The 22,307-nt window shown below is 43.3% G+C and carries 21 protein-coding genes; 12 read left to right on the top strand and 9 right to left on the bottom strand.

Features of this window, described 5'->3' with window-relative positions; genetic code table 11:
- Positions 1–372: 372 nt before the first annotated feature.
- From BMZ78_RS00390 to BMZ78_RS00365, 6 genes are all read left to right on the top strand, one after another.
- A complete protein-coding gene (locus BMZ78_RS00390) occupies positions 373–1,101 on the top strand; it encodes an amino acid ABC transporter ATP-binding protein (protein ID WP_093227657.1) in 729 nt (242 codons plus the stop codon).
- A gap of 18 nt (positions 1,102–1,119) precedes the next feature.
- A complete protein-coding gene (locus BMZ78_RS00385) occupies positions 1,120–1,968 on the top strand; it encodes a glutamate ABC transporter substrate-binding protein (RefSeq protein ID WP_425263895.1) in 849 nt (282 codons plus the stop codon).
- Between the two features lie 186 nt (positions 1,969–2,154).
- Positions 2,155–2,805, top strand: coding sequence for an amino acid ABC transporter permease (locus BMZ78_RS00380; protein ID WP_093227011.1), 651 nt, complete (start codon positions 2,155–2,157; stop codon positions 2,803–2,805).
- A 14-nt stretch (positions 2,806–2,819) separates the two neighbouring features.
- Positions 2,820–3,473, top strand: a complete 654-nt coding sequence (locus BMZ78_RS00375; RefSeq protein ID WP_093227009.1) for an amino acid ABC transporter permease — start codon at positions 2,820–2,822, stop codon at positions 3,471–3,473.
- A 238-nt stretch (positions 3,474–3,711) separates the two neighbouring features.
- Positions 3,712–4,326, top strand: coding sequence for an undecaprenyl phosphate transporter UptA (gene uptA / locus BMZ78_RS00370; RefSeq protein WP_093227008.1), 615 nt, complete (start codon positions 3,712–3,714; stop codon positions 4,324–4,326).
- A gap of 193 nt (positions 4,327–4,519) precedes the next feature.
- The gene (locus BMZ78_RS00365; protein ID WP_093227007.1) at positions 4,520–4,708 is read left to right on the top strand and encodes a twin-arginine translocase TatA/TatE family subunit; all 189 of its coding nucleotides are present in this window, start codon (positions 4,520–4,522) and stop codon (positions 4,706–4,708) included.
- Positions 4,709–4,826: 118 nt separating this feature from the next.
- On the opposite strand, the gene BMZ78_RS00360 is transcribed toward BMZ78_RS00365, so the two are convergent.
- Together BMZ78_RS00360 and BMZ78_RS00355 are read right to left on the bottom strand one after the other, a co-directional pair.
- Positions 4,827–5,042: a YbdD/YjiX family protein gene (locus BMZ78_RS00360; protein ID WP_093227005.1), complete on the bottom strand. Its 216-nt coding sequence runs from the start codon at positions 5,040–5,042 to the stop codon at positions 4,827–4,829.
- A gap of 4 nt (positions 5,043–5,046) precedes the next feature.
- Positions 5,047–7,122: a carbon starvation CstA family protein gene (locus BMZ78_RS00355; protein WP_093227004.1), complete on the bottom strand. Its 2,076-nt coding sequence runs from the start codon at positions 7,120–7,122 to the stop codon at positions 5,047–5,049.
- A 335-nt stretch (positions 7,123–7,457) separates the two neighbouring features.
- Here BMZ78_RS00355 and gatC point away from each other — a divergent pair, with 335 nt between their 5' ends.
- The 6 genes from gatC to BMZ78_RS00325 all read left to right on the top strand — a co-directional run bounded on the left by gatC (position 7,458) and on the right by BMZ78_RS00325 (position 12,056).
- Positions 7,458–7,748 (top strand): Asp-tRNA(Asn)/Glu-tRNA(Gln) amidotransferase subunit GatC, encoded by a 291-nt coding sequence (gene gatC, locus BMZ78_RS00350; RefSeq protein WP_093227002.1) that lies wholly within the window; start codon positions 7,458–7,460, stop codon positions 7,746–7,748.
- A gap of 11 nt (positions 7,749–7,759) precedes the next feature.
- Positions 7,760–9,226, top strand: a complete 1,467-nt coding sequence (gene gatA / locus BMZ78_RS00345; protein ID WP_093227001.1) for an Asp-tRNA(Asn)/Glu-tRNA(Gln) amidotransferase subunit GatA — start codon at positions 7,760–7,762, stop codon at positions 9,224–9,226.
- Positions 9,223–10,656 carry an Asp-tRNA(Asn)/Glu-tRNA(Gln) amidotransferase subunit GatB gene (gene gatB / locus BMZ78_RS00340; RefSeq protein WP_093226999.1) on the top strand — a complete coding sequence of 478 codons (1,434 nt, stop codon included), beginning with the start codon at positions 9,223–9,225 and terminating at the stop codon, positions 10,654–10,656. Before gatA ends, gatB begins: the two co-directional genes overlap by 4 nt.
- A 64-nt stretch (positions 10,657–10,720) precedes the next feature.
- A complete protein-coding gene (locus BMZ78_RS00335) occupies positions 10,721–11,026 on the top strand; it encodes a hypothetical protein (RefSeq protein WP_093226998.1) in 306 nt (101 codons plus the stop codon).
- Between the two features lie 83 nt (positions 11,027–11,109).
- Positions 11,110–11,358, top strand: coding sequence for a hypothetical protein (locus BMZ78_RS00330; protein WP_093226996.1), 249 nt, complete (start codon positions 11,110–11,112; stop codon positions 11,356–11,358).
- A 26-nt stretch (positions 11,359–11,384) separates the two neighbouring features.
- A complete protein-coding gene (locus BMZ78_RS00325; protein WP_093226995.1) occupies positions 11,385–12,056 on the top strand; it encodes a YidC/Oxa1 family membrane protein insertase in 672 nt (223 codons plus the stop codon).
- 170 nt (positions 12,057–12,226) lie between these two features.
- On the opposite strand, the gene BMZ78_RS00320 is transcribed toward BMZ78_RS00325, so the two are convergent.
- The 7 genes from BMZ78_RS00320 to BMZ78_RS00295 form a co-directional block, all read right to left on the bottom strand.
- On the bottom strand, positions 12,227–14,218 hold the full coding sequence (locus BMZ78_RS00320; RefSeq protein WP_093226993.1) for an acetoacetate--CoA ligase: 1,992 nt from the start codon (positions 14,216–14,218) through the stop codon (positions 12,227–12,229).
- Between the two features lie 102 nt (positions 14,219–14,320).
- On the bottom strand, positions 14,321–14,815 hold the full coding sequence (locus BMZ78_RS00315; RefSeq protein WP_093226991.1) for an acetone carboxylase subunit gamma: 495 nt from the start codon (positions 14,813–14,815) through the stop codon (positions 14,321–14,323).
- Between the two features lie 23 nt (positions 14,816–14,838).
- Positions 14,839–17,058, bottom strand: a complete 2,220-nt coding sequence (locus BMZ78_RS00310) for a hydantoinase B/oxoprolinase family protein (RefSeq protein ID WP_175482213.1) — start codon at positions 17,056–17,058, stop codon at positions 14,839–14,841.
- 20 nt (positions 17,059–17,078) lie between these two features.
- Positions 17,079–19,217 carry a hydantoinase/oxoprolinase family protein gene (locus BMZ78_RS00305; protein ID WP_093226988.1) on the bottom strand — a complete coding sequence of 713 codons (2,139 nt, stop codon included), beginning with the start codon at positions 19,215–19,217 and terminating at the stop codon, positions 17,079–17,081.
- A gap of 259 nt (positions 19,218–19,476) precedes the next feature.
- Complete coding sequence (locus BMZ78_RS00300) at positions 19,477–21,453, bottom strand: sigma-54-dependent Fis family transcriptional regulator (RefSeq protein WP_093226987.1); 1,977 nt, start codon at positions 21,451–21,453, stop codon at positions 19,477–19,479.
- A gap of 457 nt (positions 21,454–21,910) precedes the next feature.
- The gene (locus BMZ78_RS19295; RefSeq protein WP_281244505.1) at positions 21,911–22,036 is read right to left on the bottom strand and encodes an EYxxD motif small membrane protein; all 126 of its coding nucleotides are present in this window, start codon (positions 22,034–22,036) and stop codon (positions 21,911–21,913) included.
- Positions 22,033–22,272: a YgaP family membrane protein gene (locus BMZ78_RS00295; protein ID WP_093226985.1), complete on the bottom strand. Its 240-nt coding sequence runs from the start codon at positions 22,270–22,272 to the stop codon at positions 22,033–22,035. The genes BMZ78_RS19295 and BMZ78_RS00295 overlap by 4 nt, the downstream gene beginning before the upstream one ends.
- Between the last annotated feature and the right edge of the window lie 35 nt (positions 22,273–22,307).

The raw sequence follows: 22,307 nt of genomic DNA, 5'->3' as shown, positions 1-22,307 counted from the left end.
CTAACACTCGATGAGGGTGTTAGGTTTTTTATGATCATGTGACAATAGGCACCAGCGATCATATATAAAACGGAGCCAATAACTTTTTGTTAGAGCGGACCAAACCGTAAGATTCAACAAGAAATTTCATAAGATCATACGATGCTGGAGTACAAGGTATTCGTTTTTCTGTAAATAGGAAGGACAAAATAAAAATTGAAAACGAAATTATATAATAAAGAAACACAATAAATAACAATTAATTTAGTATAATTGTTGACATTTTTATGTATAAATTTTATATTATAATAGAGTCTATATTCGTACTAATCTATAACTAAAAGCTTATATTTTTACAAGATTCAAAAAAATAACAAAAAGGAGGGGATGACCATTATCCAGTTTACCAATGTCAATAAGTATTATGGTGATTTTCATGTATTAAAAGATATCAATTTAACCATCCAATCTGGAGAAGTTGTGGTTATCCTGGGCCCCAGTGGTTCAGGAAAAAGTACCTTACTCCGTTGTATCAACCGTTTGGAGGATATCTCCTCAGGTGAACTGATTGTAGATGGTTTCAAGGTTCATGACAAAAATACAAATATTAATCTTTTGCGGCAAGAAATCGGAATGGTTTTTCAACACTTTTATCTATACCCTCATAAAACTGTTTTGGAGAATATTACTTTGGCGCCGATCAAAGTAAGAAAAATGAATCCTGAAGAGGCTAGAAAAGGGGCGATGGAATTACTGACCAAGGTAGGGATTCCTGAGAAAGCCAACGCTTATCCTTCTCAATTATCTGGGGGACAACAGCAGCGGGTTGCTATTGCCAGAGGACTCGCCATGAAGCCCAAAATCATGTTGTTTGATGAACCTACTTCTGCTTTGGACCCGGAAATGATTGGAGAAGTGTTGGATGTTATGCGGACCTTGGCCAAAGAAGGAATGACCATGGTCTGTGTGACACATGAGATGGGATTTGCGCGCGAAGTGGCTGATCGCATTATTTTTATGGATGAAGGAAGGATTTTGGAAGTAGGAACCCCAGAAGAGTTCTTTAATAATCCAAAAGAGGAACGAACAAAGCTCTTTTTGAGCCGAATTCTACATCATTGATTGATAGTATAAAGGGGGATGTTTATGAAAGTAATGAAGAAATGGTTTGCGCTCGCCTGTTCGCTATTGCTTGTGCTGGTTATGGCAGCTTGTTCTTCTGGTAAAGATCAAGCAGCGGGTGGAGATTTGGATGCGATCAAAAAACGCGGAAAGTTAATAGTAGGTGTGAAATATGATACACGGTTGTTTGGTTACAAAGATCCAGCGGATAACCAGGTAAAAGGTTTTGAAGTGGATTTGATGCGCGAATTGGCAAAAAAATTGTTTGGTGATCCCAACAAAGTAGAGTTTAAAGAAGTAACTTCAAAAACACGAATCAAAATGTTAACAAGTGGCGATATCGATTTAATTGCTGCGACAATGACCATTACGGAAGAGCGGAAAAAACAAGTGGATTTCTCTCATGTTTATTATATGGCTGGACAATCTCTGTTAGTACCGAAAAACAGTTCAATTAAAACAGTAAAAGATGCAAAAGGGAAAAAGGTTTCTACAGCAAAGGGAGCAACAAGTGGAAAGAACTTGGAAAAGTATGTCCCTGGTGTCATTATTGAAGAATATGACAATTATGCAGATGCGTTTACTGCTTTAAAAAGTAAAAAAGTCGATGCAGTAACCACGGATGATAGTATTCTTCTGGGTATGGCTGAAAGCGATAACAATTATGTCGTATTACCTGAAAAGTTTACAGAAGAGCCATATGGTTTAGGAATCAAGAAAGGAAATGAACAGCTGAAAAAATTCGTGAACGAATTCCTGGATGAAGTTCAAAAGAATGGAAAATATAGAGAGCTTTATAAAAAATGGTTCAAGAAAGAACCACCAGCAAACTTGCCGAAAGATGCTGTTCAAAAACATCCGAAGTAAAGATGGGCTTTTTAATATAGCCTATTGAGGCTGTTGACAAACCCGGTTTTCTTTTTCCAGTTGAACGACTTTTGCTTGAAGAGTGAAACGGAGAAGGAAAACCGGCATATCACAGAAACTTTGTCAACAAGCTATGGGCTTTTTAATAAAGCCCATTTTTTCCATTCAGCCTAGGGAAGGAGTGATTTGATGGATTTTAGTTTTCTTGAGGTTCATAAAGAAGACTTTATTGATGGATTCTTGACTACTTTGAGTGTAAGTCTGGTAGCTTTGGTATTAAGTTTGATCATCGGTACCATTATCGCTATATTTCGCATTTCTCCTTTAGCTATTTTGAGAGCGATTGGTACAGCTTATGTTGAGTTTTTCCGTAATACTCCACTCGTGATTCAAGTATTCTTTTTCTATTTTGGTTTAGCCTCCATTCATATTAATCTATCCAAATTCTTTGTAGGTTCTCTCGGTTTAGCCATTTATACCGGCTCGTTTATGGCGGAAGCGATTCGTGCAGGTATTCAGGCGGTTCCCAAAGGTCAGATGGAAGCCGCTCGTTCTTCGGGGCTCTCATATGTTCAGGCCATGTGGCATGTGATTTTACCGCAAGCTTTCAAATTGATTATTCCACCGCTTGGTAACCAGTTTATCAATTTGGTAAAAAACTCATCGGTATTGGCGATTATTGCAGGTACGGACTTGCTGTATGCCGCAGATGTTGCCATTGCGAACTATGATGTGACCTCTGTCTATGTTTTGGTAGCCCTCTTGTATTTGGTGATTACGATCCCGCTCAGTATCGGTGTTAATTATTTGGAAAAACGATGGGCCAAAAAGGGATAAAGGGGGGGGAATCTGTGGATTTTTCCAGTGTATTTGACCCGACGCATTGGTCTGCTTTACTCAGTGGCTTGCAAGTCACACTATCTGTTGCTTTTTCAGCCATTGCACTTAGTTTTGTATTTGGCATTATTTTGGGTGTTCTTCGTTATACGCGAATTCCCGTTGTGTCACATATTGCTACCCTTTATATTGAAATCATTCGTAATTTGCCGCTACTCCTCATTATTTTCTTTGGTTATTTTGCTTTTAAAGATTGGGGAATTCAGATTCCGATTACTCTATCTGTTATTATTAGCATGACTGTCTTTACTTCAGCATTGGTAGCAGAAATTGTACGCAGTGGTCTGAATTCGGTGGACAAAGGACAGATTGAAGCGGCTCGTTCCCAAGGGTTTACTTATATACAAACACTTTGGTATATCATTATGCCCCAGGCTTTGAAGAAAATGATACCACCAATGGTTAGCCAGTTCGTTTCTCTTTTAAAAGATACATCGCTGGCTGTAGCGATTTCGTTGCCGGAGTTAACCCATGCTGCCCAGATTATTTATAACTCTAAATATAATGCAACGATTCCTCTGTTAATCTTGGTCGCCATGATTTACTTTGTCATTAACTATACACTATCATTGATTAGCCGTTATTTGGAAAGAAGATTGGCAGGTTAATAAATGTTTCTATACGGGTTGGGTTTTTGACTAGTTGTCAGAGGTTTCATTCCCGCTCAATCCATACAGGCAAAAAAAAACTGAACCAAAAAGGGATTTCACGTCCATGTGTTCATGGGCGTGTTTTTTTATCTCAGATTCGCATATTTATGTGACAGGTTTTCAAAAAGGTAGACGCATCAAGGGGGATTCGTTATCATCAAGTTGACAGAAAAATAGTCGAAAAGGTTGGGGACGTATGAAAGAGTTTATCATGTCGTTTCTTGAATGGCTTGCTGATTTGGGATATCTCGGAATTATGCTTGGATTGATGGTGGAAGTCATTCCAAGTGAAATTGTGTTAGCGTATGGAGGATTTCTTGTAAGCAGTGGAAAGATCAGTTTTATCGGTGCAGTCATTGCTGGAACGATCGGTGGAGTATTGGCCCAGCTCTTCCTCTATTGGTTGGGATACTATGGAGGGCGTCCGGTGTTGGAAAAGTATGGAAAATATATTCTCATAAACAAAAAACATCTGGATGTGGCTGAAAGTTGGTTTAATCGCTACGGAATGGGTGTCATTTTCGGAGCCCGTTTTATTCCGGTGGTACGTCATGCGATTTCAATTCCAGCAGGTATTGCAAAGATGAGCTGGGTTCGTTTTACCACTTTAACCACACTTGCCGTTATTCCTTGGTCAATCGGATTTATATATCTTGGCTATAAATTAGGAAATCACTGGGATCAAATCGAAGAAGTCGCTGGTCCTTATACTACCAAGATTGCAATCGGTGCAGGTATATTGCTGGTTTTATATTTTCTTTACAGCTGGTATAAGAAAAAAAAATCAAAACCGGTGTATAATCGTTATTGATTTTCTAAATACCTCCGTGTAAAAAGTAGTATAATAGAGGTGCAGAGTCCCAGACGAGTAGCTCGCCTTTTAAGCAAAGGAGGTGGAGCCCTGTTAGTGGTTGGCATAGACATAGGTGGAGCTTCGGCGAGGGAGAATGGGACGAAGCAAGAAGATCTTCCATCTGTCTATGTTCGAATAAACGGGCAAACGTATGAGTATCGGAGGACTTGAGTGGGTTTTAATTTTTGTTGTTGCGTTGATCTTGTTCGGTCCAAAAAAGTTACCTGAGTTGGGCAGAGCAGTGGGAAAAAGTATTCGTGAGTTCAAACAAGCTACTAGTGGTATGCTAGATGATGAAGATAAAAAACAAGCGAAAAAAGAAGAAACGCCTAAAGCTTGAATGTAGCTGTGTAAACTGCTGACTCACGGTGGTTGGCAGTTTTTTTGTTTTTGAGCGAAATGGGAAGTAAAAAACATCCCTGGTGAATCATGTTTTCTATTCACCAGGGATGTTTTGCTTAACAGCAACGACGGATCGTTCCACCACCATATTTTTCGTCTGTAGCCTTACGGTGAAATTCTGCTTCGCTCATAGGGGTTTCTCCAGGATGGTGCTTGCGAAAATGTTCCAAATATCTTTCATAGCTGGGAACTCCTGCCATGGTATTCAGATACTCAGCGATGAGCCGGAAAGGTTTTTTCCAACGTGGACAAGCTTGATTGGCTTGATCCATTTGATCAACCTCCCACTGTACTTGGCTCGTTTGGAATATACTTGGACTCTTTCAGTGGTAATTTTTCATGTTTAATGACCACTTTATACCAAACACGAGCGGCATCAATAATAATGATCAAGACCAGAATCATAAAGATGGCGGTTAGTACCGCATCAATTTGGTTGTTTAAGACAATACGATACATGTCATCGAGACTTTTTGCTGGAGCGAGTACCTTTCCAGCTTGCGCTACGGCTTTATATTTATCCGCTGCGGCAAGGAACCCAATTTTAGGGCTCGCATGGAACAGCTTTTGCCATCCTGCTGTCATTGTAACAGTGGTGAGCCAGGCAAGAGGAACCAATGTTACCCATGCATAGGCTTTTTTACCCATTTTGATGAGAATGGTGGTTCCAACGACCAGAGCTACAACAGCCAGCATTTGGTTTGCGATCCCAAACAACGGCCACAAGGTATTGATTCCACCCAGTGGATCAATGACACCTTGATAGAGGAAATAACCCCATCCAGCGACGATGATTGCACTTGCCAGTACGTTGGCTGGATACCAATCTGTTTTTCCGAGTTTCGGTGAAATATGTCCCAATAGTTCTTGAAGAACAAAACGGCCGACACGAGTTCCCGCGTCAATGGTAGTTAAGATAAAGACCGCTTCAAATAGAATGGCAAAGTGATACCAGAAAGCCATAAACGCCTTACCACCGATGATGTTCGAGAAGATGGTTGCCATTCCCACAGCTAAAGTGGGTGCACCGCCTGTACGCGAGAGAATGCTGTTTTCTTCAATATCTTTTGCCAATTGTTGCAAGTCTTGTGGTGTAACCGTAAAGCCCATTTGAGTGATTTTTTGCGCTGCAGTGGCTACATCGGTTCCGATTACAGCGGCCGGGCTATTCATGGCAAAATAGACGCCTGGTGTGAGTACACAGGCAGCAATCATGGCCATAATGGCTACAAATGATTCGGTAATCATACCACCATAACCGATCAAACGAGCATGTGACTCACGGGCGATCATCTTTGGAGTGGTTCCTGATGAAACCAGTGCGTGAAAGCCTGAAATCGAACCACAGGCAATGGTGATAAAGACAAACGGGAATAAGTTTCCGGCAAAGACTGGGCCTGTTCCATCAATAAATTTAGTGAGAGCTGGCATTTGCAGTTCTGGTAATACCAGCAATATACCAAGAGCAAGGGCAAAAATTGTTCCAATTTTGAGAAATGTACTCAAATAATCGCGCGGTGCGAGTAAAAGCCAGACAGGGATCACCGAAGCAACAAAACCGTAGATGATCATAAGCCATGCGATCGTTTCACCATCTAATGTGAAAATCTTGGAGAGACCGGGATGATCAGCTACGTATTTTCCGGCCCATAAAGAGAAGAAAAGAAGAACAAATCCAATAATGGAAGTTTCCAAAACTTTACCTGGCCGGATATAACGCATGTATACACCCATAAACAAAGCAATTGGGATCGTCATCGCCAAGGTAAACATACCCCAAGGACTTGCTGCCAGAGCGTTGACAACAACAAGGGCTAACACAGCAAGAAGAATGATCATAATGGCTAAAATAGCAATCAGAGCAATAAATCCACCAACAGGACCTATTTCTTCTTTCGCGATTTCTCCAAGGGATTTACCATTCCGACGCATGGAGCCGAACAAGATGATAAAATCTTGAACTGCTCCACCCAGAACAACCCCTATCACGATCCAGAGAGTACCAGGTAGATAGCCCATTTGTGCAGCCAGAATGGGGCCAACGAGAGGGCCAGCTCCGGCGATAGCTGCAAAGTGGTGACCAAACAGAAACCACTTATTGGTTGGAACATAATCCTTGCCATCATTATGAACTTCGGCTGGTGTTTTTCTATTGTCATCCAATTCAAAAACTTTACGAGCCATAAAACGGCTATAGAAGCGATAGCCAATCGCGTAAATACAGACAGCGGCGGTTAATAACCAAAAGGAATTGACTGTTTCACCACGTTGCAATGCGATAAGAGCTAAAGCAACAGCACCAAGAGCAGAAATGAGTCCCCAAATTACATAAGACAACCATCGCTTCTTCATTTGATCAGCCCCTTCTTTGCTAATTGAATAATTAATCTTTATATTTTACCATTTATTATACACAAAAAAATAGAAAAATAAATGACTTTTTTAATAGAAAACAGATAATGAAGAATAAGGAAAATATAGGTGAAAAATCTCAGTAAATGTTTTCCCGTACTCCCTGAGTTGCATCTTAAAGTGGGGAAAAATGATTTTTTTTATTGGATTGAAGAAGGAACAAGGAAAGAAGTGAAATTTATGCTATACTGTCTTAAGAGCACGCTGGATACACTAGCTATTAAAGCGATGGTTGATATATAGTTTTGGCATGAAGAAAGCGGAGGTGAACGAGAGTGGCTATATCAAAAGAACAAGTGTACCATGTAGCTGCTTTATCTCGACTGAAACTGACAGAAACAGAAGCTGAGCAATTTACCCAACAACTTAATGACATCCTTCAGTTTGCTGAAAAGCTGAATGAGTTGGATACCGAACAAATTGAGCCAACCAGTCATGTATTGCCGATCGCCAATGTGCTGCGTGATGATGAAGCTCGTCCATCTATTCCACGTGAAAAGGCCTTGCTAAATGCACCTGATCAAAAAGATGGCATGTTTCGCGTACCAGCTGTATTTGAAGAATAAGGAGGAGAACTATGTCGCTTTTGCGTTTACCCTTAACTGAAATACATAATCGTTTGGCCAAACGTGAACTCTCAGCAAAAGATTTGGTGGAAGAGTCGCTGAAACGCATTGAAGAAGTCGATGGTCAAGTAAAGGCCTTCTTGACGGTAGATGAAGAGGGAGCCAGAAAGAGAGCAGATCAACTGGATGCCGAGCTGGCTAAAGAAGAAAAACGTGGTTTGTTAGCGGCTTTGCCTGTTGGATTAAAGGATAATCTGTGTACAGAAGGTTTGAGAACCACTTGTGCAAGTAAGCTATTGGCGAATTATCAGCCAATCTATAATGCAACAGTTGTAGAGAAGTTGGCTGCTGCGCAAACCATTACCGTGGGAAAAACCAATATGGATGAATTTGCCATGGGTTCATCCAATGAGAACTCTGGCTTCTATCCGACCCATAATCCATGGGATTTGGAACGGGTACCTGGTGGTTCAAGTGGTGGTTCTGCAGCGGCTGTTGCAGCAGGTGAAGTATATTTTGCCTTGGGATCGGATACGGGTGGATCGATTCGTCAACCTGCAGCTTTTTGTGGTGTGGTTGGTTTAAAACCTACATATGGCCGTGTATCCCGCTATGGATTGGTGGCCTATGCTTCTTCTTTAGACCAGATCGGACCACTGACCAAAAACGTGGAAGATGCTGCTTATGTTTTGCAAGTAATTGCCGGGCATGATGCCAAGGACTCCACGTCAGCGAAAGTGGATGTACCGGACTATCTTTCTCACTTGACCGGGGATATTCGTGGGTTAAAGGTAGCAGTACCGAAAGAAATGATGGGAGAAGGCATTGAGCCAGGTGTTCGTGAACAGGTGAAAAATGCGCTTGCCAAACTGGAAGAACTGGGTGCAGTGATTGAAGAAGTGTCTTTGCCACACGCTGATTATGCAGTAGCTACCTATTATTTGATTGCACCAGCTGAGGCTTCTTCCAACCTGGCCCGGTATGATGGCGTTCGGTATGGTGTGCGTAAAGAAGGAAAAAACCTGTTGGATCTGTATCTTGAAACGCGTAGCCAGGGATTTGGACCAGAGGTAAAACGGCGCATTATGTTAGGAACCTATGCGCTAAGTTCTGGTTACTATGATGCTTATTACTTGAAAGCGCAAAAAGTGCGGACATTGATTCGGCAAGATTTTGAGCAAATCTTTGCGAAGTATGATGTTGTGGTAGGACCGACCGCGCCAACGATTGCTTTCAAAATCGGAGAAAAAATAGATAATCCTTTAACGATGTATCTGAATGATATTTTGACTATCCCTGTAAACTTAGCAGGCTTACCTGCGATCAGTGTTCCTTGTGGTTTGTCGGAAGGTATGCCTGTTGGCTTGCAAATCATTGGTAAAGCATTTGATGAAGCAACCATTCTACGTGTGGCACATGCCTTTGAACAGGCAAGTGAGCGTTTGCCAGTACCGCAAGTGGGAGGGATCCGTGTATGAGCAAATATGAAACAGTGATTGGATTGGAAGTACACGTCGAGCTGTCGACCAAAACAAAAATCTTTTGCAGCTGTTCGACTGAATTTGGTGCCCCTCCCAATACACACACTTGCCCTGTTTGTTTAGGACACCCAGGAGTGTTGCCTGTACTGAATCGTGAAGCGGTGAACTATGCGATCAAAGCGGCAATGGCTCTCAACTGCGAAATCGCTGAATACAGTAAATTTGATCGGAAAAACTACTTTTATCCAGACCTGCCGAAAGCGTATCAAATTTCACAATATGATCAGCCCATTGGACAAAATGGGTGGATTGAAATCGAAGTGGATGGCGAAAAGAAACGAATTGGGATTACCCGTGTGCATTTGGAAGAAGATGCTGGGAAGTTAAACCATGAGGAAGATGGAGAAGCTTCACTGGTGGACTATAACCGGGTCGGTGTACCACTCATCGAAATCGTTTCAGAGCCTGACTTGCGCTCTCCGCAAGAAGCAAAAGCCTATTTGGAAAAACTCAAAGCGATTATGCAATACATTGAGGTTTCCGACGTAAAGATGGAAGAAGGATCTTTGCGTTGTGATGCCAATATCAGTTTACGTCCTGCAGGCAGTAAGGAATTTGGTGTAAAAACCGAATTGAAAAACTTAAACTCCTTCCGCAATGTGGAACGGGCACTTGAGTATGAACAAAAACGTCACGCTGAAATGCTGGATCGCGGTGAGGAGATTGTCCAACAAACGTTGCGCTGGCTGGAAAATGAAAACCGAACCAAATTGATGCGTACCAAAGAAGAAGCTCATGATTATCGGTACTTCCCAGAGCCTGATTTGGTTCGTCTCTATATCGATGAAGCCTGGAAGGAAGAGATCCGTTCGTCTATTCCGGAGTTGCCGGATGCCCGAAAAGAGAGATATATGCGTGATTTTGGGCTATCCAGCTATGATGCGGGGATTTTGACAGCTTCCAAAGCGACCGCAGAATTTTTCGAGCAGACGGTCGTTGAAAAAGCAGATCCTAAACTTGCGGCAAACTGGATTATAAGTGACTTGCTCGGTTATTTAAATAGTGAAGGATTAGAGCTGCATCAAGTGAGAATGACGCCTGGACATTTGGCTCAGATGATTGGCCTGATCCAAGATGGAACCATCAGCTCGAAGTTAGCAAAGAAAGTGTTTAAAGAAATACTGGATACGGGGAAAGAACCAAAACAAATTGTGGAAGAAAAAGGTTGGGTTCAAATTAGCGACGAAAGTCAACTGAAAGAAGAAGTTGCAAAAGTGTTGGCCAATAATCCCCAATCCGTTGAAGACTTCAAAAATGGGAAGGACCGGGCGATTGGATTCCTTGTTGGGCAAGTGATGAAAGCGACAAAAGGAAAAGCCAATCCACAGTTGGTCAATAAGCTGATTCGCGAACAGATTGGTGTATGAGTGTAGCGACCAGCTCGTCCCATTCGGGACGAGCTCCTTTTTGTGGAGAGGGAGGTAAATAACTTTGGTAGCTATTTATGTTTTATTTATGTTGATCAGTTTTTTTTATGGCATTCATTCCTTATTTGTGGTTCAAGAACCTGTTTATGCCGTGCATATGTTGATTTTTAGTTTATATTTCTTTATAACCATTTATGAAATATATGGTAAACCATTTCAATTGCCAGTATACTACTTAGTTACATTGTTATTGGTTGCAGACGGAGTATTCCAATTATTTTTTATCCAATCCATATTTCACGGGGTCATTAGCCTGTTGTTTGCCTTTTCTGCCTGGCAATCACTGAAACGTTTGAAAGCATGGAAGTAAAAAGCGGACCGTTTTTTATAGATAGAATCTGGGGATTGTCTGTGATAAACTGGATATGAATGATGAAGAGAGGGAGGAGAAGAATGGAACTCGATCTTTGGTCTACCTGTAATTGGATGATTTTATTCATGGCCATGTTTATCAGTGCGATCGTGTGGCGAGTCCAATATCAGGTAAAACCGTTGGGAATGGAACCATCTTCTTCTCCCAAACGGCTTTGTTTTTCACGTGTTTCACCTGCTGTTTTCTTGCGGATCCAAATATTTTTTACGAAACGTTTACGAATAGGAGAGGATGATCAAGAGAGCGATACCATGCCCCTTGTTTTGTAAAAAACAAAACAAGGGAGGTATACCACTTGATCAATCAATTGATGGAATGGGTCAAACCTTTTTTTATCCTACTGGAGCACGGAGTAGGTGATTGGGGGCTTGCCGTTATTTTGTTTACTGTATTGGTACGGCTTTGCTTGATTCCTTTTTCACGTCGGCAATCCGATTTTGCTGTAAAACAATATTTGTTTTCACAGCAAATGGCCGAGTTAAAGGAACGTATGCAAGGAAATCAGGAAAAGATGGCGGAAGAAATGGCCAAGATGATGCAAGAAAAAGGGTTTAATCCATTGGGGATGTTGACAACGGTTGTGATTCAGGCCCCCATCTTTATGACCGTGTATGCATTGTTTCGCCATCTGGGTCCAACAGCCCATTCGGTTTTGGTCCCATGGGTAAGCAGTATTGGTCTTCCTGATCCTCTTATGATCCTGCCGATTGTGGTTGCTATTTTAAGTGGATTATTGTCTAAAATCACTCTCATTCCTGGTGATTTAACGACCTCTTCATCACCATCCCATTTTTCGTTTTACTTGATTACAGGTGTGTCATTGCTTATCTTATGGTCAGCACCTGTAGCTATCTCGCTCTATTACTGTACTTCCAGTCTTTGGGGAGCGTTTGAACGTATCCTTTGGCGAAAACGTGTACGAAAGCAGATTGAACAAGAGGGATTGCAGACATCTGTTTCAGTGTGAATGATGGCCAATAAACCCCAACAAAAAGAACACAGGGAAAATCAATTCACCCTGTGTTCTTTATTGTAAACTACAATACTGATCAGAAAGAAGATGACTTTGGCTGGTTCTATTCATCTACCTTTATTTCTGGTGGGATCGTATGGATAGGAATTGCATGGATAGGACGTTTATGCACCCTTTGTGTATTTTTCCTGAAGCTTGACGAAAAACTGAAGAGAATCAGGGTTGCTTAAAGCCCCTTTATTCACTACGGTTTCAAGCGGTTCTCCCTGCAATATTTTTTTCACGGGCACCTCCAATTTCTTACCATTTAATGTCCGCGGTATGTCGGGAACCTCGTAAATATCATTTGGGATATGTCTGGGTGAACAATTACTTCGAATTCGTTGTTTGATCTCTTTCTTTCGTTCTTCGTCAAGTGTTTTTCCATTTTTCAGGACAACGAACAGCAACATCTCTGATTCACTCTTTTTCCGTTGCACATCAATCACCAGACTATCCACGATATCCGGAATGCTTTCAACTGCCCGATAAATTTCACTGGTACCGATTCTGACTCCACCACGGTTGATCGTGGAATCGGAACGGCCGTAGATGACACAGCCTCCATCCCGGGTGATTTTTATCCAATCACCATGTCTCCATACCCCTGGATACATGTCAAAATAACTCTCTTGATATCGCGAACCATGAATATCGTTCCATAAAAAGAGGGGCATGGATGGCATGGGTTTCCTTACCACCAATTCACCAACGGTATCTGTCACAGACTTTCCCTTGTCGTCAAAAGCCTCTACAGCTGCCCCTAATGCCCGGCATTGAATTTCGCCGGCACGGACCGGAAGGAGTGGGCATCCTCCGACGAAAGCGGAACACAGGTCTGTTCCGCCGCTTGTCGACACCAACCATAAATCTTCTTTGACGTGATCATACACCCATTGAAATCCTTCGGGCGATAACGGTGACCCAGTGGATCCGATACTCTTTAAGTGGCTAAGATCAAAATTGCGTCCGGGATGAATCTCGGCATCCATACAAGCTTTGATAAAACTGGCACTGGTTCCGAAAACGGTCATCTGGGTCTCCTCAGCCAGCTTCCACAACGTATTTAGATCCGGATAGCCAGGATTCCCGTCAAACAATATAGCAGTTGCTCCTGTCAGTAACCCGCTGACGACAACATTCCACATCATCCAACCTGTGGTCGTGAACCAGAAAAAACGATCATTCGGTTTCAGATCCATATGAAATGTTTCCATCTTTAAATGTTCCAGCAAGATTCCCCCGTGTCCTTGGACGATCGCTTTAGGGATTCCCGTTGTCCCTGAGGAGTACAAAATCCAAAGCGGGTGAGAGAAAGGCACTTGTTCAAAGGTTAATGCTTGCCCGCGGTTTGCCGCTATAAGCTCATCCCACCGGTCCACATTGGCCAGCTGTGATGTGTTGGGGTGATTAGATAAATAAGGGACGATTACTGTTTTTCGCAAGGTGGGAATCGCTTGCTGAATTTCTTTGATTACATCCGTTCGTACAAAGTCTTTTCCGCCATATCGGTAACCATCTGTTGCGATGAGCACCTTTGGCTCAATTTGTTTAAAACGGTCAATAACAGATAAACTGCCAAAATCAGGTGAACAACTCGACCATATGGCGCCAATGCTGGCACAAGCCAAAAAAGAGACTATTGTTTCAGGGATATTGGGCAAATATCCAACAACACGGTCTCCGCGTGTTACCCCGAGAGTCTTAAGTGCCAACCTCATTGCCGCTACCTGATCGTACAACTCACGCCAAGTCATGTGAGCCAGTGGCCTTAGCTCTGAAGCATGGATCAGTGCTGTTTTTTTCAGATCTCGATTGTGAAAGATATGTTCAGCGTAATTTAGCTCGGCTCCGGGAAACCACTTGGCTCCTGGCATAACCGGATTTTCTAGAACAGCCTTATACGGTTTGGAAGCAATGATATCGAAATATTCCCAAATTGTTTCCCAAAATCCAGTAATGTCATTCACTGACCATTTCCATAGCTGATGATAATCCCGGAAAGAAAGCCCTTTTTTGTACTTAAGCCAGGATATATAGCGGAAAATATTGGAATTATGCTGAAAATCGTATGGCGGCTCCCAGATCACCGCTCCCTCTTTGATTTTTCGCTCCATCCGTGCACTCACCCATCCATATGTTTAATGAGAGGAAGAAGGACTCTGCAAAGTATTTTCTTAAAGGAACAAATACTTTGCAGAGTTCAGTTTGTAACTTTATTACTTAGAGAGAGGTTGGTTCAGCCATTTTTCATAGAAAGTGTCAATATCAGGCTGGAAATCAAAGACAATGGGATAACCCGGCGGTACTGCTTCAGTTTCCAGAAGGACTCCGCACCCTGGACAAATGTACTCACGAATGTGCATCCAATCAGGATCGCATCCCATTTTGTCCGGGTAAATTTCATTGATTTTTTCCTTGGTGTCACGGACATACACAAGGGCTGACAATTTCCAATTTTGTTTGACATCACCGAACTCATAACCGCAATCGCATTTCACAACTCGGCTTTTATCTGGCTTTTCCACCACATACAGATGTTCAGCATAAGGCAGAAGGATCCGATCGTTCCACGGCACCGACTCTTGAGCAATGGCCAGCATCTTGAGAAATCGGTCCCGGTCCTTGTGGGAGGACTGCATTTCGTGAACTTTTTCAAAGGGTAATTCGCCGCGTTTCAGTTGCCTTAATGTCTCCAGATCATACTCTCGCATACTTCATCACGCTTCCTTTCCCTTTACATCTCAAAATCTTCCGGCAAATTCCAGAACGTGATAAACTTTTCGCGCCACTCCGATGACAATTCCATCGAGCTCTGATACATATCCCGAACAGGTTCGATAAAGTCACGCTTCAGAATACGTTCGCGCTCTTTCTTCATGAATTCCTTGACCGGTACAGCCTTTTTCAAGCGATTTAACCGCATTTCCTTTCGTTTTTCTGCGGTACGCTTATGGTCTACCTGCCATTTTCCCTCGTCGTTCTGCTTTGCGACTACGCCATAAATCGACTCGGCATACCGTGGAAGAAGTTTTCCGCTGTTCAAGTCAGCCTCGACCAGTGCCGGATCGCGTTCGAGGACATCTCCAAGACCAGGACCGCCACGATGCACGGAGACATATATATCGTATTCTTCAAAAAGCTGCGGCCCCGCCGTTGCAATCTTGTCAAACACATTTTCCCGCGCTTGAACCAAGCGGTCCACTTCTGAATTTTCAGGGTCCCCGTCATGGGTTGGGTAAGGAAGTTGCTTAGCAATAATCTCCTTCATATTCGTGCCGTGCAAGCTGTGGCGATATCCAGCATTTCCTGGGTACCCGCCGAAAATGCCTGCACTACCAAAAACATGTCCATCAGCCAATCCGTTAAAGAGTGTTTGCTGCTTCGTACGGTAAAGCATACGCACAGTCTCGATTCCAGCTCCGCCACAGTACTTTCCAGGACCAGATGTCATCGGCTTGATACTACGTCCAAGGTAGAGGAGCGGTTCGAGTACCTCCCAAGTTTCTGCTTCTCCCATATCTCCTTCGGGATTCCACATTGCAGCCGTACAGTCTTCCCCGTCCTTGAAGTACATGGCCCCAGTTCCTTCTGAAGACATTTCAAAGTTGGTGAAAGCGGATTCAACGCCAAAATGGTTCACGCCACCGCCCTGCAGAATGTTCCCCGTCATTGGGAAGCTGGCACTTATTTCCTCCAGGTAACCACGGGCATAGTAACCACGGGCTAGACTGCGGATCATACCGCTGAATGCCGGGATCAGAAAATGCCAGGATAGTGTGGTGGACACTTTTTCATAATCAGGGTTACACCATGAACCGTAAGGCAATTTCAGTGAGGTTGCGTAGTAAGCGCCGTCGTTGATCTTGTCATTGGGAATGAGCGTTTGGGTCAACTGCACCCAAAGTGCTCCTTGCATCGGGGATGGTGCACAATTGAATGAGTGGTACCCCCATTTGTTGGCTCCTTCAAATGACATGTGTAACTCGCCATCAGCACTGACTTTCAGCGTCAACGGGGCATGCATGATTAGATCTCGCCGTGCTTTGGCCGACACAGTCGGATCATTTTTCCATGGCACGTCAGTAAAACGGGGGGATTCATAGGTGCCGGGAAACAAAATTTCTTTTACACGTTCCTTAAAACTGCGCCGTCCTTCTTCGATGACTTCCCGGATAAACTGTTTATAGGTTTCAATACCTTCTTCTTGAATGACCCGATATACCTGGTCCCGGATCATATGGCAGCCAGCCAGACGTGTTCGTTCATCCAATAGCCAGTATCGCTCTGCCCGAACTGAATCGGCGCATTTCTTTAAATAACTTTGGTAAAATTCATCATTTTCTCCAGCTTTTTCACAAGAGAGCAACAACCCGTCACCATAACGGTCTTCGTGCCCGAAAGCCATCGAACCTGGTGTTACCGCACCAACATCAATCTCATGGGTTACACCGCCGGCCCAACCGATGAGTTCACCCTCCCAGAAAATAGGAACAATGGTGTGTACATCGGCGGTATGAACATCACCGATAATGGAATTGTTATTGGAGAAAATGTCTCCAGGACGAATGCCGGGGTTTTCTTCATAGTTGTTGCGAATCATGTACTTAATGGCGTCACTCATGGTGTGTACGTGGACAATAATCCCTGTAGACAGGACAATGGAATCCCCTTCCGGGGTATATAGGGCAAAACACAGTTCACCGATCTCTTTCACAATCGGGGAAGCGGAAATGTTCAAAGCTGTTTCCCGGGCATTGACTAGGCCGCCGCGCAGGGAGGAAAAAATGCGTTCATAGCGAATCGGATCTTTTTCTCGCAATTCCAGCTTTTCGATTCCCCAGTACCTTTTGGTCTCACGAAACAATTGTTCTGACTGCTCCAGCATGTCCTTCAGCCGCATCCCGTTCCAACCAATTCCTTTTTTCTTCACCAAAGTTTCCTTTTTCAAGTTCATCGCAGAAAACCTCCTTCGGATCATTCTGGACTCAAATGGAAAATACGGTGGGCATCAAGATACGCTTTGTATCCTTTCGGAACGACAAAGGTGGTATTTGGCGATTCGATAATGGTAAATCCATAAACCGTGTTTCCAGGGCGCAAGTGATCCATTTGATAAACATTTGCCTGTTCCCAGTTTCCCTTGTAATATACAAGGCGTGTTTCCTGATATTTTGTATCAGGTGTAGCCGGTCCAAGAGGTTCTGTCGGCAACTTTGGCTTTTCGCTCTCGGTGACACCCGTAATGATCGCCGTAGTGACAAGATAACCAAGCTCCGGTGACCGAGCAGACCGCGAATACATTTTTGCATACGCTTCTTCAAAACGATCGATAATAATCTGGACATCCCCTGCCGTTTTTATTTCGTCACCTGGGAAGAGGATTTCAACATCATTTAATTGGCCAACATACTGAACCCGGAGCAAATGGCGAAATTCTACTTGATCAGGTTTAACGCCACTTTTCGCAAACTCCTCGATGACCCGATCTTTTAATTCCCGCCAGGCAGAATTGATCGTTTCGGCAAACGGAGTGATATTGTCTTCCAGATTAGCGATTTGCGCCTGAACGGTTTTATCCGAGCGGTATTCGTAATCAGCACATGCACAGCCGTAGGCCGAAAAACCTGCTGCCCAAGACGGAACTAAAATATCTTCAAAGTTCAAACCAGCGGTGTATCCAGCGACGTGTACTGGGCCACCTCCGCCGTAGGAAATGAGGCGATAGTTTTCTGGGGCATACCCTTTTCCCAATACGCGAGAAATTACTTCGTTTCGCAGATGATCTTCAAACAGAGAAATGATACCTTCTGCCGCCTCATACACGTCGAGCCCGAGGGGGTCTGCAATTTGCTCTTTAATCGCGTTATACGCCCGTTCCTTGTCCAGTTTTACATCTCCGCCCAGGAAGTTGTCTGGATTGAGGTAGCCAAGTACGACATTGCAATCATTGATGGTCACCGTAGACAAACCGCTAACCGGGTTGGAGACACCGATTCGATAGCCGGCGGAATCGGGACCGATTTCAATACGCTTTGAGCTGGGCGTCAACCGGACAAAGGAACCAGTACCTGCTCCGACAGAGTCAATCTCGATCAAAGGCAACTTGAGCATAAATCTGGCGATGTCCGGCTGAGTCTTGATGGTGAATTGTCCTCCAGTGATCAGGGCGAGATCGAAACTGGTACCGCCGATGTCAGTACAGACAACATTTTCGAATCCCAGCTCCTTAGCTAGGTATTGGGCTCCCACCACACCACCGATCGGACCGGAAACGAGGGTACGAGCCAATTCTTTCGCTTCTGTAGAAATGGTTCCTCCATGGGATGCCATCACGCGTAACTCGTGATTGGCCCCTAACTCTCGCATCTTACGGTTAATGCGTTTAAACTGATCTCGTGACGGATCGGCAGCGTAGGCTTCCACCAGTACTGTGTTTAGACGGGCAAAATCTTGCGATACGGGGTACAACTCGGAAGAGATAAACAACAGCGTATCAGCTCCACGTTGACGGATGATTTCCTGGGCAATGTTTTTTACACGTTTTTCATGTTCCGGATTGACATAGGAATGCAAAAGGTTGACGCAAATCCCTTCAACATTCATATCGATCAACTTGTGGACTGCTTCACGTACTTCATTCTCATAAAGCGGAATTTGCTCGCTGCCAAATAAGTCGATTCTTCCTCGAACCCCGAAAATACGCTCACGCGGAACAAGTGGTTCGTTGTGTCGATGGGTTACCAGATGCAGACGATCCGAATAGGAATAGCCTAGATATGTCTGAATACCCCGCTCCATACGCAAGTAATCTTCAAACCCTGCCGTTACAATGAGACCGAGCTTCCGCCCTTTTCTTTCCAATAGCCGATTCAACATGGCTGTTCCTGAGTAAATGCTTGAAGCCAATGCCGGAACCGCATCTTCGAGCGTCAAATTCCAGTAATTTAGCCCGTCGCGGAGGGAATTGATAAAAGCAATCGATTCGTCTTCAGGATTGGACTGTGCTTTTCCAACGACAAATTGCCCTTCTTCGTTGACGAGAATCGTATCTGTCATGGTACCACCGGCATCGATTGCCAAAATTCTTGGTTGGATCGTGTTTTTGTTCGTCATTGGCATCTCCTCCCTTGCTTTTTTACTCCCTGAAAAGCTGAACTTTTTTGCATCCATGTCAAACGGATGGAAGGCCCCTTTTATGGGTGAGTCACCTCCTCGCATCAAGTATTAAGCAAGATAGATGCCAAAGGAGAAACGGCAAAAAAAAAAGACCGGATTGCCGGTAAATAAAGTATTCTTTTTATTTTTAAGAAATAACGTGTTTTCCAAGCCTGTCACAGAAAGTGTCACATAATGGAGGTGAACATGTACATGTTTACATCAAAAGACCGAATTTACTCATTTTTCGATAGATGGTCGTCCGGGAGACCTGTAGCAAGCGAGCTGTTTTTGATATATTCCCACCGGTTAACTTAAGTGTTTGAGTCAACATTTCCTTCGTTATAACTGGATTGGACAATTTGTGTTTCTTGTCTCTAAAATCACCATCACTGGCCTTATTCTCGCATCGCTTAGCGGAACCAATGATCTCTGCTGGCAGATCTTCCTCGGAAATGCAACCGTCCTGGTCGTGAAACATCGCTTTATCCAAGACATTTTTTAATTGGCGAACGTTCCCAGGCCAGTGGTACTGCATCAATTTTTCCAATGCTGAAGTATCAATCAATTGTATTTGATCCTTTTCTTTCTGACTGTATAAAAAATGGTTGACCAACAGAGGGATATCTTCTTTTCGTTCGCGTAATGGTGGAATTTCAAGGTGAAGAACATTTAAACGATAAAACAAATCTTCTCTGAAATTACCATTTTTTACTTCTTGGGCAAGATCTCTGTTCGTTGCGGCAATGACTCGAACATCAACCTGAATTGGGTCACTACCTCCCACAGGTACTACAACTTGTTCTTCCAGAACGCGTAAAAGATAGGCTTGAGCTTCCAAGGGCAGCTCGCCGATTTCATCCAAGAATAGAGTTCCTTTGTGAGCCAGTTCAAATTTGCCTTTTTTCCCTTTTGGATCAGCACCGGTAAATGTACCGGGGGCATATCCAAACAGTTCACTGGCCAACAAATCCCGCTGGATCGCACCACAGTTGATGGAAACAAACGGAAAGCGGTTTCGTGGACCTAAAGAGTGAACCGATTGAGCAAATACTTCCTTGCCCACTCCTGATTCGCCGGTAATCAACAACGTTTTATCCGAAAACGCTGCTTTTTTGGCTAATTGAATCACATGCTTCATTTTCGGATTGCGGGTGATGATCTGGTCAAAGCGGTATCTTGTTGAAGAAGCAGGGAGGGACAAAGAAGTGGTAGAGAGCTGCTTGAATTTGGTATTGGAAGGGGTTATTTTTCTAAATAAAGCCATACCGCCCATAAAACGTGTGTCTATTTTGTAAGGTTGAAACTGCACAGCCCATTCCTGACCGTGTTTCGATAATTTCATAGTACATGATTTATCTTTTATATCATTCATGGAACAGCCAAAAAGGGTTTGGATGAATTCACCGGACTGAATACGCAGAAGATGTAATGCAGGGCTATTATAACGGGTGATCCTGCCTTGTGCATCAAAAATGACCAAAGGGTCATGGATGATATCCATTATATTTTCAATTAACGTTAAATTCTGTTTAGAAATAATATTTCTTATTTCATGTTCGATTTTACGCACTTGGCTTGTGATAAGATGGAGATCGTGGGCTTGAACCAGCCTTTTTTCTGCTGTTAAATCCAATACACCCAGCAATTGATTGGTAAAGGGATCGCGAATGGGTGCTGCCGAGCATACCCATGGATGCCATCCTTGGCAGAAATGTTCAGCTGCAAAAACCTGAGTCGGTTTTCCTTCAATAATCGCAGTACCGATTGCATTTGTTCCGCTTGCCTCTTCGCTCCAATCCGCTCCCGGAACGAAACGGATAGGATCTACTTTAGCCCATGCTTCAGAAGTCGCAATCCCCTTAAGGATAATCCCTTTTGGATCAGTAAGCATGACAAGTGTAGGTTGACCTGAATAGTATTCAAACAACTCATCAATATATGGCGAAGCGATTTCCAGCAAAAATTGATTTTTTTCCTGCTGCTCTTTCAGATCATCCCCAGAATAAATTACATCCGCCTCTTTGCGCAACGGATCAATTTTTTTAGCCAGGCATCGTTTCCATGATGAGGTGATGATACTGCGATTGTATTCTGGTACTTCACTATCAGATAACAGCTTTTCCCACTTATCCATTAGAAGACGGTCAATATCATTGAATTCATCAAACTTGGTTATAACGACACTTTTCACTTCTCCTCCTCCTTTATCTCAAATCTGGTAGTACAAACCTAAATCATGCTTACTTCCTGGTGAAAAGAGAATGGAAAGGAGTACCTGGTTCTTTTTCCGGGGAGGCATGGGACATGTGTTGCCGGACCGTTTATGTCATTACTGGGAATCAACCTGCAAGAAAAACAGCATTTGAATACTGGGAGTTGTAGATCGTTTGTAATCACTGCTTTTAGTTGGGGGAGCGGACAAGGAGATATTCATCAGAATATTCTGTTTTGAAAACAAGAACCAAGGTTCAAAGATTGAATGACTTCTCAAAGTTTGCTTTTTTTGTATAGATTATTTCTACAAAAAAGAGTTGAATTCCTTTGTCTTCTTCTAAACAACAATCCAGCACTCAGCGAATTTCGGATACTTGGGTAAAGGTTTCATATTAAAAACCCCCTCACCACTTCATGTGGCAGAGGAGGTTGGATTAGGGGCGAGTTGTGCGACGTCGGCGATACAAATCAAAGATTAAAGCAGCGGTCACAATCATACCAATCGCTAACAGAATAACGAAACCATAATCACTAATTGCTTCATAAAACATGCGATTCATATGCTATTGTCCCTCGTCTCTTTTGATTCCGTTTCTTGGGAGGACTTTTTAATCAAAGCAGTAACTGGACAATAACGTGTAACGCCGGAAGCTACTTTCATAGCCGACATGGTTGCAATCAACCATGGAAGACCACGGCATGGATAACGAACCATGCGGGCGGTGCTCCATGCTAATCCAACCAAACCACAAGTGATACGGATCATCGAATTGCATGTGCCGATATTTTTTTGCATATCCTCACTCCCTTGTCAGTTTGTAGTTATTATTT

The organism is Thermoflavimicrobium dichotomicum, assembly GCF_900114055.1.
Taxonomy (GTDB): Bacteria; Bacillota; Bacilli; order Thermoactinomycetales; family Thermoactinomycetaceae; genus Thermoflavimicrobium; species Thermoflavimicrobium dichotomicum.
The sequence above is the reverse complement of the archived record's forward strand: the minus strand, read 5'-3'. Positions and strand labels throughout refer to the sequence as shown.

Bases quoted from the DNA above. Each gene is read 5' to 3' on its own strand.
- BMZ78_RS00385 (WP_425263895.1), top strand. From the start codon at position 1,120: ATGTTTATGAAAGTAATGAAGAAATGGTTTGCGCTCGCCTGTTCGCTA.
- uptA (WP_093227008.1), top strand. From the start codon at position 3,712: ATGAAAGAGTTTATCATGTCGTTTCTTGAATGGCTTGCTGATTTGGGA.
- BMZ78_RS00365 (WP_093227007.1), top strand. From the start codon at position 4,520: ATGAGTATCGGAGGACTTGAGTGGGTTTTAATTTTTGTTGTTGCGTTG.
- BMZ78_RS00360 (WP_093227005.1), bottom strand. From the start codon at position 5,042: ATGGATCAAGCCAATCAAGCTTGTCCACGTTGGAAAAAACCTTTCCGG.
- BMZ78_RS00355 (WP_093227004.1), bottom strand. From the start codon at position 7,122: ATGAAGAAGCGATGGTTGTCTTATGTAATTTGGGGACTCATTTCTGCT.
- gatA (WP_093227001.1), top strand. From the start codon at position 7,760: ATGTCGCTTTTGCGTTTACCCTTAACTGAAATACATAATCGTTTGGCC.
- gatB (WP_093226999.1), top strand. From the start codon at position 9,223: ATGAGCAAATATGAAACAGTGATTGGATTGGAAGTACACGTCGAGCTG.
- BMZ78_RS00330 (WP_093226996.1), top strand. From the start codon at position 11,110: ATGGAACTCGATCTTTGGTCTACCTGTAATTGGATGATTTTATTCATG.
- BMZ78_RS00320 (WP_093226993.1), bottom strand. From the start codon at position 14,218: ATGGAGCGAAAAATCAAAGAGGGAGCGGTGATCTGGGAGCCGCCATAC.
- BMZ78_RS00315 (WP_093226991.1), bottom strand. From the start codon at position 14,815: ATGCGAGAGTATGATCTGGAGACATTAAGGCAACTGAAACGCGGCGAA.
- BMZ78_RS00310 (WP_175482213.1), bottom strand. From the start codon at position 17,058: ATGAACTTGAAAAAGGAAACTTTGGTGAAGAAAAAAGGAATTGGTTGG.
- BMZ78_RS00305 (WP_093226988.1), bottom strand. From the start codon at position 19,217: ATGACGAACAAAAACACGATCCAACCAAGAATTTTGGCAATCGATGCC.
- BMZ78_RS19295 (WP_281244505.1), bottom strand. From the start codon at position 22,036: ATGAATCGCATGTTTTATGAAGCAATTAGTGATTATGGTTTCGTTATT.
- BMZ78_RS00295 (WP_093226985.1), bottom strand. From the start codon at position 22,272: ATGCAAAAAAATATCGGCACATGCAATTCGATGATCCGTATCACTTGT.